Annotated in this window: 17 protein-coding genes; 4 read left to right on the forward strand and 13 right to left on the reverse strand. The window is 63.3% G+C overall.

Annotated features, from left to right (window positions below; all coding sequences use genetic code 11):
* Positions 1–114 precede the first annotated feature (114 nt).
* Genes ACTG4J_RS10295 through ACTG4J_RS10305 form a run of 3 tightly spaced genes read right to left on the reverse strand, consistent with a single transcriptional unit; the run spans position 115 to position 3,131 of the window.
* Complete coding sequence (locus tag ACTG4J_RS10295; RefSeq protein WP_439139261.1) at positions 115–384, reverse strand: acyl carrier protein; 270 nt, start codon at positions 382–384, stop codon at positions 115–117.
* A gap of 30 nt (positions 385–414) precedes the next feature.
* Positions 415–1,512 (reverse strand): UDP-3-O-(3-hydroxymyristoyl)glucosamine N-acyltransferase, encoded by a 1,098-nt coding sequence (locus ACTG4J_RS10300; RefSeq protein WP_439139262.1) that lies wholly within the window; start codon positions 1,510–1,512, stop codon positions 415–417.
* 41 nt (positions 1,513–1,553) lie between these two features.
* Positions 1,554–3,131, reverse strand: coding sequence for a L,D-transpeptidase family protein (locus tag ACTG4J_RS10305; RefSeq protein WP_439139264.1), 1,578 nt, complete (start codon positions 3,129–3,131; stop codon positions 1,554–1,556).
* 414 nt (positions 3,132–3,545) lie between these two features.
* Here ACTG4J_RS10305 and ACTG4J_RS10310 point away from each other — a divergent pair, with 414 nt between their 5' ends.
* The 3 genes from ACTG4J_RS10310 to msrA all read left to right on the forward strand — a co-directional run bounded on the left by ACTG4J_RS10310 (position 3,546) and on the right by msrA (position 5,200).
* Positions 3,546–4,106, forward strand: a complete 561-nt coding sequence (locus tag ACTG4J_RS10310) for a YcbK family protein (RefSeq protein ID WP_439139265.1) — start codon at positions 3,546–3,548, stop codon at positions 4,104–4,106.
* Positions 4,107–4,238: 132 nt separating this feature from the next.
* Complete coding sequence (gene msrB / locus ACTG4J_RS10315) at positions 4,239–4,688, forward strand: peptide-methionine (R)-S-oxide reductase MsrB (RefSeq protein WP_439139267.1); 450 nt, start codon at positions 4,239–4,241, stop codon at positions 4,686–4,688.
* Complete coding sequence (gene msrA / locus ACTG4J_RS10320; RefSeq protein WP_439139269.1) at positions 4,685–5,200, forward strand: peptide-methionine (S)-S-oxide reductase MsrA; 516 nt, start codon at positions 4,685–4,687, stop codon at positions 5,198–5,200. Before msrB ends, msrA begins: the two co-directional genes overlap by 4 nt.
* 64 nt (positions 5,201–5,264) lie before the next feature.
* Here the strand turns inward: msrA and ACTG4J_RS10325 are convergent, their stop codons facing one another.
* The 4 genes from ACTG4J_RS10325 to pufB all read right to left on the reverse strand — a co-directional run bounded on the left by ACTG4J_RS10325 (position 5,265) and on the right by pufB (position 8,422).
* The gene (locus ACTG4J_RS10325) at positions 5,265–6,314 is read right to left on the reverse strand and encodes a PucR family transcriptional regulator (RefSeq protein WP_439139271.1); all 1,050 of its coding nucleotides are present in this window, start codon (positions 6,312–6,314) and stop codon (positions 5,265–5,267) included.
* Positions 6,311–7,801 (reverse strand): PucC family protein, encoded by a 1,491-nt coding sequence (locus ACTG4J_RS10330; RefSeq protein WP_439139289.1) that lies wholly within the window; start codon positions 7,799–7,801, stop codon positions 6,311–6,313. Before ACTG4J_RS10330 ends, ACTG4J_RS10325 begins: the two co-directional genes overlap by 4 nt.
* Positions 7,802–7,918: 117 nt before the next feature.
* A complete protein-coding gene (locus tag ACTG4J_RS10335) occupies positions 7,919–8,254 on the reverse strand; it encodes a light-harvesting protein (protein ID WP_439139273.1) in 336 nt (111 codons plus the stop codon).
* Between the two features lie 12 nt (positions 8,255–8,266).
* The gene (pufB, locus tag ACTG4J_RS10340; protein ID WP_213683897.1) at positions 8,267–8,422 is read right to left on the reverse strand and encodes a light-harvesting antenna LH1, beta subunit; all 156 of its coding nucleotides are present in this window, start codon (positions 8,420–8,422) and stop codon (positions 8,267–8,269) included.
* A gap of 356 nt (positions 8,423–8,778) precedes the next feature.
* Here pufB and ACTG4J_RS10345 point away from each other — a divergent pair, with 356 nt between their 5' ends.
* Entirely contained in the window at positions 8,779–9,408 is a 630-nt protein-coding gene (locus ACTG4J_RS10345) for a GntR family transcriptional regulator (protein WP_439139275.1), read from the forward strand.
* A gap of 4 nt (positions 9,409–9,412) precedes the next feature.
* Here ACTG4J_RS10345 and ACTG4J_RS10350 read toward each other — a convergent pair whose 3' ends face one another.
* The 6 genes from ACTG4J_RS10350 to ACTG4J_RS10375 all read right to left on the reverse strand — a co-directional run.
* The gene (locus ACTG4J_RS10350; RefSeq protein ID WP_439139277.1) at positions 9,413–10,492 is read right to left on the reverse strand and encodes an Ldh family oxidoreductase; all 1,080 of its coding nucleotides are present in this window, start codon (positions 10,490–10,492) and stop codon (positions 9,413–9,415) included.
* Between the two features lie 243 nt (positions 10,493–10,735).
* A complete protein-coding gene (locus ACTG4J_RS10355; RefSeq protein ID WP_439139279.1) occupies positions 10,736–11,260 on the reverse strand; it encodes a chromate transporter in 525 nt (174 codons plus the stop codon).
* Positions 11,253–11,852, reverse strand: a complete 600-nt coding sequence (locus ACTG4J_RS10360; protein ID WP_439139281.1) for a chromate transporter — start codon at positions 11,850–11,852, stop codon at positions 11,253–11,255. Before ACTG4J_RS10360 ends, ACTG4J_RS10355 begins: the two co-directional genes overlap by 8 nt.
* A 163-nt stretch (positions 11,853–12,015) precedes the next feature.
* On the reverse strand, positions 12,016–13,236 hold the full coding sequence (locus ACTG4J_RS10365; RefSeq protein ID WP_439139283.1) for a mandelate racemase/muconate lactonizing enzyme family protein: 1,221 nt from the start codon (positions 13,234–13,236) through the stop codon (positions 12,016–12,018).
* A 97-nt stretch (positions 13,237–13,333) separates the two neighbouring features.
* On the reverse strand, positions 13,334–13,783 hold the full coding sequence (gene ccmE, locus ACTG4J_RS10370) for a cytochrome c maturation protein CcmE (protein WP_439139285.1): 450 nt from the start codon (positions 13,781–13,783) through the stop codon (positions 13,334–13,336).
* A 104-nt stretch (positions 13,784–13,887) separates the two neighbouring features.
* The coding region (locus ACTG4J_RS10375) for a glutamate racemase (protein WP_439139287.1) at positions 13,888–14,622 on the reverse strand (735 nt) is incomplete at its 5' end.

A 14,622-nucleotide genomic window follows, 5' to 3' on the forward strand; every position in this document is an offset into this window, starting at 1 on the left:
CAACTCGCCGATCCCGCAACGCCCCTCGCGCATGGCGGCCAGTGTCTGCGGCACATCTTGGCCAAGCGCGTTGATCGTGCCTTGGCCGGTGATCACGACGCGGCGCATTGCGTCTCAGGCGCCTTTTTGGGCCGCGACCAGCCCCGCGACCGCGGCGATGATGGAATCGACCGAGGAGATGTCGAAATCGCTTTGATCGGGCTCATTGGCGTTGAAGGGGATCTGGATATCGAAAGCCTCTTCGATGGCGAAGATCGACTCGACCAACCCAAGGCTGTCGATGCCCAGATCGGCCAGCGTGGCCGTGGGCGTGATGTCACCGGGCTCCAGCACCGCCTGTTCGGCGATGATCGCGATCACCTTTTCCCTGACACTGTCGGTCATGGCACCACTCCGTTCTTACACGCGGGTCAATTACGGCGTCTTGTCGCCCTTGAAAACGGCTTTCTTCATCTCCGCGACCGCTTGGGCCAGCCGCGGCAGGCGGCGGAGGTTCTTGTACATCGCGACCTGCGTTTCCATCCGCACCGCCGGGTAGCCCAAGAGCGCACGGCCAGACGGGACGGTCGACAAGATGATGGTCGAGGCCCCCGTCACCACATCCGATCCGATCTCCAGATTATCGGCCACACCCGTCTGCCCGCCGAGGACAACGCGATCCCCGATCTTGACCGATCCCGCGATCCCCACCTGACCGCAAAGCAGGCAATCGCGCCCAACACGCACATTATGACCGACATGGACCATGTTATCGAGCTTGGTGCCATCGCCGATCACCGTGTCGGCGATGGTGCCCCGGTCGATCGTCGCATTGGCCCCGATCTCGACATCATCACCGATCTGCACCGACCCGAGCGAATGGATGCGCCGCCAGTCTTGTGGGGTGACCGCGCCGTCATCTTGCCCAAGGCTCGCGCGGATCTTTTCGACCTGGCTGGGTGCGGGGGTGACGAAGCTGAAGCCATCGGCACCGATCACGCAATTGGGCTGCAAGATCGCGCGCGCGCCGATGCGCACACGCGCCCCGATCCGGGCGCCGGAATAGATCAGCGCGTCATCGCCTATCTGCGCGCCCTCTGCGATGGTGACATGGGACACGATCCGCGCGCGCGCGCCGATCACGGCGCTTGACCCGATCACGACGAAGGGGCCGATGGCCGCCCCCTCTCCGATCCGGGCACCGGGCGCGATCACTGCACTGTGATGGATGCCCGGCGCGATCTCCGGGCCTTGGTCCAAGGCTTGCGTCACAACGGCCATCGCCAGCCTTGGGCGCGGTGCCACGATCGCGGCTTCCAGCCCCAAGGCACGCCAATCCATATCCGCACCGATCAGCGCGGCCCGTGCGCGCCCCTTGGCAAGATCCGCCGCATAGGCGGGCCGCATGGCCATGGCCAGATCATTTGGCCCCGCGCAGGCCGGCTCGGCCAAGCCGGTGACGACGATATCGCCCGCGCCGAATGCCTGCGCGCCCAATGCAGCGGCGATTGCCTCGATGCTGTGCCCTGCCATCTTTCCCTTGCGCCCCGCGATCATGCTTTGCGGGGCAAGGATTAGCTGGAAGCCTCGGGCATGACCACCCCAAGCGATTGTATCGCGCGGCTCAGGATCGCGTTGCGTCCATAGATATCGGGCCGGGTCTGCAAATGCCCATCGCTTTCGACCCACGCCGTCCAATAGGTCAGATGAACTGGGATATGCGTGTCCAGATGCAGATAGGTCTCATTGCCCGATTTGAGGATGCCTTGGAACTGCCCGACGGGATCATCGCTTTGCCGCGACAGAAGGTGATAGGCGAACGCATGCGGATCGGCCAAGCGGATACAGCCCGAGGAATAGGCCCGCACGCTGCGGCTCATCAAATGCTGCTCGGGCGTGTCATGCAGATAGATGGCATGACGATTGGGGAACATGAACTTGACGGTTCCCAGCGCATTGTTCGGCCCCGGCGGCTGTCGCAGGTCGAAAGGAAAACTCGACACCGAGAAGCGGCTCATATCGATGCCCGAGCGGTCGATCACGCGGCCATTGCTCATCAGCTGCATATAGGTGCTGCGCCCGGCCAGAATGCCCGGAATATAGCTGCGCTGCGCGATCGAGCGCGGCACATACCAGCTGGGGTTGATGACCATATGCTCCATCTCGTCCGAGAACTCGGGCGTCTGGCGGTCACGCGCGCCGATCACCGAGCGGGTGATGAAGCTGACCTCGCCATTGTCGATCACGCGGGTATGAAAGTCGGTCAGATTTACGAAGATCAACCGATCATGGACCTGCCCGTCATTCAGCCAGCGATGCCGCTCCATCGCCAGCACCACCTCGTTCCAATGATCCTCGATCGAGGCATTGACGGCGGCGATGGTATCGGCCCCGGCCACGCCATCGGCCTCGAGCCCGTTGTTGATCTGAAAGGCGATGACCGCCGCTTGCAGCCTTGCGTCATATTCGGCTGTGGCCGCGCGCGCCAAATAACCCATGCGGATCAACCGGTCGCGCAGTTGCACCACCGCCGCGCCGCTATCGCCGGGCCGCAGGCTGTTGGCCTGCACACGCGCGCCGTAACCACCCGCGCGCGCCATGTTCTCAAGCGTCATCTTCATATGCATCAGGCGGTTGTAGCCGGGGCTTTGCGGCGGCAGCGACGCCATGAAACGATGCGGCTCGGCCGCGAGGAACGCCGTCATCAGCGCATAAGGGTCGCGATGCGGCTGATCTTGAAAGATATCGGGAATGAGGCGCGAGGGATCGAGAAATCCGCCGTGCACATCGCGCGCATAGCGCAAGAACAGACGACTGGCCGTGACATCGGCCTGGCCGCGCATCCAAGGGTTGCTCGCTGCGGCAAAGGCCGCGCGTAGACCGGCGATATCGTAGCGCGCAGCAGGCAACCCGTGATACGGGGCCTTTTCCAGCGCGCGTACAAGTGCGGTACGCCGCGCCTCATCATCAGGCCCGGTCCAAACAGGCGCGAAATCACGATCCCGGTAAAAGGCGACCAGCGCTTCGTCATCGGCGGCGGCTTCGGCGATCGATTGCCGTTCAGCGGAAAAGGCCTGCGCATCGGCTGCAAGCGGCAAGGTCACGGCGAAACCGCCAAGGAAGATGGCAAATATCGCTGATGTCAGGGACATCTTGGCAAGGCGAAAGGGCATTACAACGTCATCCTTCCAGAACCGAAAACGCAACGTCGACAATACACCAAAAAATTGTCGACGCTGTTCATAGTTTGACAAGGCATTGGCCCCAGCATCCAGAGCATGTCACCGCTTTCTTTTTCCCTGTTGCGTCAACGCCGCAGCGCCACCGCCCCGCGATGGGGTGAGAGAACGCGCATCACCCCGCGACCGCGCGCTGGACCGGGGCGTGAAGTGGCGGAAAATCGCCGAAATCCGAAAAAACGACGGAATAATGAACACAGACTCTTTTCCAAATCAGCAGGGTATGTCATTTATTTCTCTGCGCCTGTGGGGGGAATGCAAAAAGACGACCTCGGAAAAGGGGTCGCTGTGGGACAAGGGCGAATACGACATGGGGCACTCTGACCAATGATTGAAGCAAAGGTCACGCGTCGCGCGCTCCTGCGTGCTTTTGCGGCTACGGCTGTTACGGCGGCCCCTGTCATGGCGAATGCGACTGGATTTCTGCGCGGTGCCGGCGATATCCGCCGCCTGCGCATGTACAATGGCCGCGCCGGTGAAAGCCTCGACATGATCTATTGGATCGACGGGGAATACATCCAACCCGCGCTGGATGAGGTCAATCATTTCATGCGCGATTGGCGGAATGGGCGTGTGCATCAGATCGATAAGCGCACCGTCGATATCATGACCGCGTCGCATAACCTCCTCGATACGGCCGAGCCTTTTACACTGCTCTCGGGTTTTCGGAGCGCTGAGACCAACGCAATGCTGCGCCGTCAATCCTCGGGCGTTGCGCGCAACTCGCTGCACATGCGTGGCGAAGCGGCCGATCTGCGCCTCTCCTCGCGCAGCGTGACACAGATCTTCAACGCTGCGCGCGCTTGTAACGCGGGCGGCGTGGGTCGCTATTCGCGCTCGAACTTCGTGCATATGGATTGCGGCGATGTCCGCAGCTGGGGTGCATGAGCGCCAATCCCGCTCGATAGACCGCCTTGCACGCCCCGCCCCCAAAGCGGGGCGTTTTTACGTCGCCGTGATTGGACAGCGCATCGTCCGCACCCCATATAGCGATGGGCAAGCCAAGGACAGGGATACCGCATGACCCGCTACACCAAGAATCCCGACATCATCGCCGCGTTGAGTGCCGAGCAATTCCATGTGACCCAACGCTCCGGCACCGAGCGGCCGGGAACCGGCGCATATCTCTACAACAAGGAACCGGGCATCTATGTCGATATCGTCTCGGGCGAGCCACTGTTCGCTTCGGGCGACAAATTCGAGTCCGGCTGCGGCTGGCCCAGCTTCGTCAAACCGATCGTACCGGCCCATGTCGTCGAGCTGCGCGATCTGAGTCATGGCATGATCCGCACCGAGGTGCGCTCCAAGCATGGCGACAGCCATCTGGGCCATGTCTTTCCCGACGGGCCAAGGGACCGGGGGGGCTTGCGCTATTGCATCAACTCGGCCTCGCTGCGCTTCGTGCATCGTGACGACATGGAGGCCGAAGGCTACGGGGATTATCTCGATCAAGTGGAGGATATCGCATGAGCGATCAACGCGAACGAGCGGTTCTGGCGGGTGGGTGTTTTTGGGGCATGCAGGAATTGATCCGGCACAAACCCGGCGTGATCGGCACCCGCGTTGGCTACACGGGCGGCGATGTGGCCAACGCGACCTACCGCAATCACGGCACCCATGCCGAGGGGATCGAGATTATCTTCGACCCAAGCATCATCAGCTACCGTGAGATCCTCGAGTTCTTCTTCCAAATCCATGACCCGACCACCCCGAACCGGCAGGGCAACGACCGCGGCATGTCCTACCGTTCAGCGATATACTACGTCGATGAGGCGCAGAAGGCCTGCGCGCTGGACACGATCGCCGATGTGGAAGCCTCGCGCCTCTGGCCGGGCCGCGTGGTAACGGAGCTGGACCCCGTCGGCCCCTTTTGGGAGGCCGAGCCCGAGCATCAAGATTACCTGCAGCGCATCCCGCATGGCTACACCTGCCATTTCGTGCGGCCGAACTGGGTTCTGCCCAAACGCGCCGCAGCGGAATAGGCCGTCAAAACAAAAGGCCGGGCGCGATGCCCGGCCTTTATACATTCGCCCGACCGCTCGTGCGTCAGCGTTCCTTGAGCGTCGGCAGCCCGAGCATCCGCGAAAAAGAGAACGATTTGTCGGAATCGGGCTGGCGCACGCTCGACCTGGTCACCAGCGGCAAGATGAAATCGGCCATCCGCGCGTGACGCGGAAAGATCGATCCGGTGAACGGCTCACGGCGGCTGAGCAGGGGCAACAAGAAGTTGGCCATCCGGCTATGGCGCGGAAAGGCGAACTTGTCGGCAGGCTTGCGCGCGCTGAGAAGCGGAATGGGGAAATTCGCCATCCGCGGCCCCTTGGGAATGATCGCATTTGTTCCGGGTTTGCCGTTGATGAGCAACGGGAACGGCCAGTTCGCCATCCGCATGCCGCGTGGCACCAGATGCCCGAACGGGAATTTCGCTTGGAACTTGTGGCCCGGAATGATGTGACCGAAAGGGAAATTCGCCATGTACTTGTTGCCCGGGACCAGCAGGCCAAAGGGAAAGCGGCCATAGCGGACGTTATGCGGGGCCAGCAGGCCAAAGGGGAAGCGGCCATAGCGAACCTTGTGCGGGACAAGGTGATCGATCGGCCAATTCGCCATGTAGCCATGTGGCTCGATGACTGACTCCGTCATGGGCTTGCGCCGGCTTATCAGCGGAATCGGCCAGTTCGCCATGTGATAGGTCGTGCTGCCCGGCACCCTTTCGCGCGTGAGCAGATGCGGATGATCCAGCAGCAGGCTGTTGGCATAAGGTTCTGGCCGATCCGGAATAAGAATTTCCTCGACCAACCCGCCCATGTCGGCGGCGCCCATCTCGGCGGTCACCTCACGGGTAATCTTTGCCACGCCAAGTGGCCTGTAGCCTGCACGGACCAGCAACACGGCTCCGCCCTTGGACATGCGATCTTGATAGGCACGTGCGGTAGCGGCCTCGACATGCGCGCCCGTCAGTGTTGCGGCAAGGCCATCGGCATTCTCATACAAATCCATAATGCGCGGCGAAAAACGCTGCATCTGGACCAGTTCGCTCCGGACCCGCCGGGCTTTCTCGACGTTGTCGAAATACCGCGTGATAATCTTGGTCATGGGTATCCCCTCGGTTGTACCGACGCCTCAGCGGCGCGGTATGCGGTGTGTGCGGCGGAAGGGTCCGGTCGATCCTGCCGGTTTGGATAATAGCTTGCGGTCTGGTCAAGGCGAGCCTGCTTGCGCTTTATCAGCAATACGGCCACGACAGCGGCGGCCACGAGCACCAGTTCCAGGCTGAAAACTGGCGAATAGGGTGTTTCGGGTCGAAAAGACTCGCTTCCGGGAAGGGCGACGACAAAGTCCCGGATCATGCCGCCAAGCGCCACCGAGACGCCCGCGGCGGTGGCTTGCACCGCCCCCCAAGCGCCAAGCGCAAGGCCCACCTGCGCGCGCGGCGCACTGCGCATGGTGGCCGTGAGCGTGCCATGGCCAAACAGCCCCGCACCCAGACCAGCAAGGCCTGTGCCGATCACGAAAATCGCGGCCTCGCCCATCGGGCCCGCAGCGATGATGAGCGCGAAGGCAGGCACACCGATCAGCGCCCCCCAAAAAGCCACATCCAGCGGGTCGCGCCCGTTGATGAGGACTTTCGAAGCAATGGCGAACCCGATCAGCCCACCACCCGCCAGAATGGCCGTCAGCCGTGTGGTGGCCGCGACCGACAGGTCCAGAACCTGCCCACCATAGGGTTCCAACAGTACATCGGCCATGCCAAAACCCATGGTCCCCAATGCGATCACGATCAATAGGCCCACCGCCGTACGGCCTTGGACGAACAGCCGCCACGCGTCACGGAATTCGGGATGCGTTTCGACGCGTGACGCGCGCGCGCGGTCGCGCGGTTCTTGCTTCCACAGCGCGATCAGGTTCAGTGCCACGGTGATCACGGCCGCGCCTTGCACCACTTGGATCAGACGCCCCGGCGTGTAGGGCTCCAGCAGCCAGCCAAAGATCAGCGCCGATCCAATCATTCCCAAAAGCAGCATGACATACATCAGCCCCACGACCTTTGGTTGCTCCTCGACGCTCACCAGATCGGTGGCAAGCGCAAGGCCCACGGTTTGCACCGTATGTATCCCCGCCCCCACCAGCAAAAAGGCAAGCGCAGCCGCCGAATGACCGATCCAGATCGGCGCATCGGCGGCCTGATCATAGCCCGCAAGCACCAAAAGCGCGAAAGGCATGATGGCAAAACCACCGAATTGCAGCATCGTTCCCTTCCAGATGTAGGGAACGCGCCGCCAGCCAAGCGCGGATCTGTGAATATCGGATTTATAACCAATGAGCGCACGAAACGGCGCAAAGACCAACGGCAGCGCGATCATCAGCCCTACCAAGCTGGCAGGCACGCCCAGCTCCACGATCATCACGCGGTTCAGCGTGCCGACCAGCAGCACCAACGCCATGCCAACGGTCACCTGAAACAGCGATAGCCGTAATAGCCGCGACAGCGGCACCGCCTCGGTCGCGACATCCGCAAAGGGCAGAAATCGCGGGCCGATTGTCTGGATCTTGCGCAGCGCGTTATCGCGTAAACTGGCCATGATATCAGCTTCCATGCCGCCCATTGTCCGGGGGCGGGCCGGGGTCGGGTCGGGGGTGCGCGTTCAGCCGCGGCCTCCGACCCGTATGTTACGGTCGTTCAGCATCGGATCGGCCCTTTACCGCAAGGCGGCTTGGGTCAGATCGTCAACTACCAGTGTTGCCGTACGCCCATCGGGCAAGATCACCCGCATGGATTGGGTGCCATCGGCCTGTGCTTCCAGATACATCGGCAACGAGGTCGTCGCTTGGGCCGTTGCGGGCAAAATCGCCTGCTCGGTCTGCAACGCCGCGCTGCCGCTTGCAGCGGATGCGCCAGAGAGGAAATCGGCAACCCATGTCGTGTTGCTCAGCACTGCCACATGGACAGCGAAAGAGCCCACGGCAACAGCACCGAGGAACAGCGGCACACCCACGGTGGGTTTGACCACGAGCCACATCTTCGCATTATTCATGATGTGTCTCCCTCAGCCAAGCCACGGTGTGGATACGGCCACCAGCACATGTGCCAAAAGCGCGATCGCGCCGAAGACCCGTGTGCCGTCGATGAGGTAGCTATGCACCTCTTCTGCTTCTTTCAGGGTCAAGCCGGTTGGCCATACCTTATCGGGATCGTTGGACATCCTACGCCCCTCCTTTCTCTTCTTGTCAAAGGCGGGCGGGATGCCACGCCGCTTAGGGGTTTGCGCCAGGGGAAGACGCAATCCTCCAAAGACAGAGTGTCATGACAAGTTTACAACTTCAACTGTAATCTTTATTGGACATATGCGTCTCCTAACCTAGCCAAATTTCAGTATAAGATCGCATTTTGCCCTTGGAGCGTGGCGCGAAATTCCGCAAAGCGCGGGCAACACCACCCGATTCCCCCCTCAAACACCAAGCCGCTTTACCCCATATGCCATGCAGCGCTATAGCGGTCCGGCGAAACGGGCAGACCCAAGGGGCCGGCCCGACCAGACCAGATGGGAAGACTTGCAACATGTCGATCGCGCAAACCGTCTATGCGGCATTTATCGATGGCTTGCGCACCGGCACATACTTGCCCGGTGATCGCATTCGCGCCGAGGATGTGGCGAAATCCTTCGACGTCTCCCGCACCCCGGTGCGCGAGGCGCTGTCGCGGCTGCAAGAACGCGGGCTGTTGCAGATGACGGCCACGGGCCTTGCGGTGACCCAGCTTGACCGCACCGCCGTGCTGGAGCTTTACGCCGTGCGCGAATTGATGGAGGGGAGTGCGGCGCGCTTTGCCGCCCAGCATGCCTCGCCCTCCGATCTGTTCACCATGCGCCAGATCGCCGAGGCCTTTGCCGCGACCCAAGCCGATGATCCAGCCCGCGTGGCACAACTCAACCGCGCCTTTCACGCCGCGATCTACGAGGCGGCGCATAACAAGTTCCTGCTCACCATCCTCGACGGCATGCATGACACGCTGATGCTGTTGCCCTCGACCACCTTCGCTGTGGGTGGCAGGCAAGGCAACGCGGTGGGCGAGCATCTGGCCATTCTGGATGCGATCGAGGCCCGTAATCCCGATGCGGCCGAGGATCACGCCCGCAGCCATATCCGCCATGCCCGCGACACCCGGCTTGGCATGATGTTCCAGTATTGAGCAGCTAAAGCCCCTTGGGCCGTGCAATACCCGCCGCAATCGCCAGATCGACCAGTGGCACCAGATCGGCACGGGCGTAGGGGATGCCTTGGGCGAAGCGCTCGGCCTCCCGGCGGGCTTCGATCTCGCCGGGCATGAAGATTTCATCGACGCCCGCGGCCTTTGGATTGGCTTTGACCCGCCCCACAAGATCGCCCATCCGCGCCGCCACTTCCTCGGCTGAAAGGAACAGATCGGGGCGCATGACCAAGATGAAATGCCCCACACCTTGCGGGCGGTCGTAGCGCTTGTATTGATCGCCCACCTCGCCGCCATAGCGCGCCCCGGTCAGCACGCCGCACAGGATGTCGAGCATCATCGACAGCCCCGCCCCCTTGGCCCCGCCGATGGGCAACAAGACGCCGCCCGCCATCACCGCTGCCGGATCGGTGGTGTTGCGCCCCTCGGCATCGAGGCCCCAGCCTTCGGGGATCGCCCGCCCCTCGCGCGCGGCCTTGCGGATCTTGCCCCGCGCCACGACCGTGGGGGCCATGTCGAGGACGAAAGGCACCGATCCCGGTGCAGGCACTCCCACCGCGAATGGCGAGGTGCCGAACATCTCGCTCCGCCCACCCCAAGGCGGCAGCGCGGGCGAGGCATTGGTATAGACCATCGCGGCAAAGCCCGCCTCGACCGCTTGCAGCAGATATGTGGCCGCCATGCCGTAATGGGTGGAATTGCGCACCCCGATCAGGCCAAGCCCCATCTCGCGCGCCAAGGCGATACCGTGATCGACAGCGCGGGTGGCCACGACGAAACCCAAGCCGTTCTTGCCATCGAGCCGCGCGGCATTGGGCGCCACCGCCTCGAATTCGAGCTTGGGCGCGGGATCGACAAGGCCCTTGGCGATGCGATCGAGATATCCGGGCAAGCGGATAAGCCCGTGGGTATCGACGCCGCGCAGATCGGCCCGCACAAGGCAGCGTGCGGCGATTGCGGCCTCGGCTTCCGGCACACCCGACCCCATCAGGAGGGCTGCGGCAAAGTCTTCGGCCTCGGCGCGCTGCAGCGTGATGCGGTCCCCCTGCCCCTGCACTGCATCCATCGGCTTGCCCCCCATTTCTCACCCTGCTGGATACGGATGAATACCCCTGCATGCAAGATTGTCGAGCCACTGCCGCGCCGGAATGACCACCATCCCAGCCGCCAATGATCACACCCCCCCTCAAGGCCAAGCTTGCCGCAGGCAAGGCCGCGCTCGACCTGAGCGTGCGGATGGTGCGCAGGGGCGATATCGCGCGGATCGCGCGCCAAGCCACCGCGATCAAGGGCGGCGCGCCAAGGGGGCCTAGACCAGCCCGAACGCACCCAAGATCGCGGCAAGCGACAAGAGTGCCAAGGGCGGCAGCCGCGTGCGCAGCGACAAGGCCGCCGCCCCACCCGTCACACCGATCGCCATCGGGCTGACCGCCGAGGTTTGCGTCAAAAGCGCAGCACTCGAGGCCAATAGCCCCACGGTCACCGGCACCAGACCCTTGCGCAAGAGATCGAACCAGCGCTCATCGGCCCAGCGTGACCAACCACGCGCCAAAAGCACCGACAAGACAAACGAAGGCAAAACGAAGATACATATCGCCAAAGCCCCCACCCAAAGCCCCGCCATGCGCCAGCCCACCAGCGCCACGAAGATGGTGTTCGGTCCCGGCGCGGCTTGGGCCAATGCGAAAAGGGCGGCAAACTCATCGGCAGCGATCCAGCCGTTCTCGACCACGACGACCCGCTGCAATTCGGCCACCACGACATAGATCCCGCCGATCGCCATCAGCGATTGCAGCAACAGATGCCCAAACAGGCTGAGGATCGTGTCATCCATGCGCGCGTCTCCGCCACCATGTCAGCGCGATGGAAACCGGTCCAAGCACACCCAAGACCCAGATCAATGGGATGCGAAACCACGCGATGCCGATCAAGACCAATAGCCCGATCCCGATGGCCACCGGATTGGCGCGCTGCGGCCAGAAAAGCCGCGCGGTGATGGCGATAAGCAACCCTGCCGCGGCAGCCGCGATAGCGCGCACCGCCCCCTCGACCGCCGGAAGATGCGAGAAACCGGCATAAAGCGTGCCCAAAGCCAGCACCAAGATCACCGGCAACAACAAAAGCCCCAAAACCGAGACAAAGGCCCCCGATAGCCCGCATGTGCGCATGCCCAAGACCATCGACATATTGACGATATTGGGGCCGGGCAGCACTTGGCATACGGCCAGAAGTTCGGTGAATTCCTCTTGATCCAGCCATGCGCGCTTGCGCACCACCTCATGCACGAAAACCGGCAAGACACCGCCGAACCCGGTGACACCCACGATCAGAAAACAGGTGAACAGCCCCTTGCGCGTGATGCCACGCTGCGTCAGATCGCGGCGCGTCGGCGCGGTTGTCGGCACCGCAGATGGGTCAGGGGACAAGATCAATCATCCATCAAGATTGCCCGCAAAGGCAAAGGCAAGACGGCCAGTCAACATGGCGCCAGCCGACCGCCGGGCAGGCGCAAATCCTTGCGGATACAGCTGAATTCTGTCGTATACATGGTACCGCGTCAAGCGGCGGGGCGCGCAGGCCCCCCGATGATCAATCGGCGGCCCCACCCGCAAACGCATTGCCGTTCTTCCAATCGCAAGGTGCCTCCTGCATCTCCAGATGGAGGCCTTTGCCGGTATAGGGGTTGGCACGCGCCACGGTGTCGTCAAGCTCGATCCCAAGCCCCGGCGCGGTGGGCGCTTCGACAAAGCCGCCTTCGACCTTGGGCCGCCCGGTGACGAGCGCCTCGTGGAAGGGCGTCTCGATCGCCTCGACCATCAACAGGTTCGGACAGGCGACGCCCAGATGCACATTGGCCGCCCATTCCACGGGGCCGGCGTAAAGATGCGGCGCGATCTGCGCGCCATGCGCCTCGGCCAGAAGCGCGATCTTGCGCCCCTCCCAGATGCCGCCCGCGCGGCCCAAGGCGGGTTGCACGATGCGAACGCCCGCGCGCAGTGCGGCCATGAACTCCATCTTGCCGCAAAGCCGCTCACCCACCGCCACGGGAATGGATGTCGCGCGCGCCACCTCGGCCAGACCCGCGATGTCGTCGGGCGGGATCGGTTCCTCGTACCAGAGCGGATCATGCACCTCGAGCGCGCGAGCCAGCCGGATCGCATGGCCCGGCGTGAACTGCCCATGCGTGCCGAACAAAAGATCGGCCCGGTCGCCCACCGCGGCACGGATCAAGCCGCAAAACGCGGCCGAGCGGGTGATATCGGACATGGCGGGCGCATGCCCGCCCCGGATCGTATAGGGGCCGGCGGGGTCGAATTTCACGGCGGTCCAACCCTCGGCCACACGCGCGGCGGCGGCTTCGGCCTGCGCCGGGCCATCGACCCAAAAGCCGGGGCTTTCGCGGCCCGGTTCGGGATAAAGGTAGGTGTAGGCGCGCACGCGCGCATTCATCCGCCCGCCCAACATCGCCCAGACAGGGCGTTCACGCGCCTTGCCCATGATGTCCCAGCACGCCATCTCGAGCCCGGCAAAGGCGCCGAACGCCGTTGGATCGGGCCGCTGGGTAAAGCCCGACGACCAGACGCGGCGCGACATCAACTCGATATTTTCGGGGTTTTCGCCCTGCATATGGCGGGCAAAGACATCCTCGATCACCGCATGCATCGCCTTGGGGCCAACGGCTGCGGCATAGACCTCGCCCAAGCCCGTTATCCCGCACGCAGTGGTCAGCCGCACGATCAGCCAATACCGCCCGCCCCAGCCGGGCGGCGGCGGAGCCACGGTGAAAATCTCGATATCCTTGAGCTGCATCGCATCCTCCGTCGCGCAAGCAGGGGCGACGCTAACGCGGCACGGCCTCGGCGACCAGCGCGAAGGCGACACGCCAAGGCATCAAAGCGGCTTGATCTCAGGTGCCCGGCGCGCTTTCACGATAAACGCCCTGCGCTTCCAGCGCGTCGATCACCTCGGCGGGCATGTATTCCTCGTCGTGGCGGGCCAAGATCTCGGAGGCCTCGAAGACGCCGTTGACCAGCCGCCCGGTGCCGACCATCCCCTGCCCCTCACCGAAGAGATCGGGCAAGATGCCGGTATAGGTCACGGGAATTTCGGCCCCGCCATCGGTGACCAGAAAGCGGATCGTCTCACCCGCATCGCGCACAAGGCTGCCCTCGGCCACCAGACCGCCGATGCGGAACACCTCGTCAGGCGAAGGCGGGTTTTCAGCCACCTCTGAGGGGGGGCGAAAAAAATTGATCCCGTCGCGCATCGCATAGCCGATGAGAGAGGCCGACAAGACCAAGGCAAGCGTGGCAAGCATCACGATCTGGATCCGCCGCTGCTTTTTCAATCCCCGCATGGTACACCTCTCATTTCAAACAACGCAGGCTCGCCCGTAACTTGCCCCTTGCCCCGCCGCTTGTGAAGGGGGCGCGGCAATTTGGGCCGCAGGGCGGCGCGCGCTCAATCGCGCTTGGCGCTGACGAACTCGATCCGGCGGCGCAAGAATTGCGTGGCCTTGTTCGAGACCGATTTCGGATCGCCCGTGGTCAAGAACTTGGACCCCGCCCCCGGCCCGATCTTTTGCGGGTGACGCGTCAGGTAATCGGCCAGCGCCTCGGCCACCAGATTGGGCTGGGAATAGACCGCCACATCATCGCCCAGCGCGTCGCGAAACACCTCTTCGACCAGCGGGTAATGGGTACAGCCCAAGATCGCGGCCTGCGGGCGCGGCATGCGGCGCAATAGCGATTCCACATGGCTGCGCACCAACGCATCGGCCAGGATCATATCGCCCATCTCGATGGCGTCGACGACCCCGGCACAGGGCTGCGCCTCCACATCGACGCCAATGGCACGAAAGGCCAACTCGCGCTGAAATGCGCGGCTCGACACTGTCGCGGGGGTCGCGAACAGCGCGACGGTCTGCACCGCGACGGGGCGTGGCGGCGAGTTGTCGCCCCATTTGCGCTCGGTCAACGCCTCGATCAACGGCACGAACACACCCAAGACGCGCTTGTCCTTGGGCACCCACCCCTCCTGCATCCGGCGCAGCGCTGCCGCCGAGGCGGTGTTGCAGGCCAAGATCACCAGATCGCAGCCCTCGTCGAACAAGGCCTGCACGCCGCGCGTTGTCAGATCAAAGATATCATCGGCATCGCGCACCCCGTAGGGCGTATTGGCGTTGTCGCCGAAATA

It is taken from the genome of Roseicyclus sp. (assembly GCF_965662675.1).
In the GTDB taxonomy this organism is placed as follows: domain Bacteria; phylum Pseudomonadota; class Alphaproteobacteria; order Rhodobacterales; family Rhodobacteraceae; genus Roseicyclus.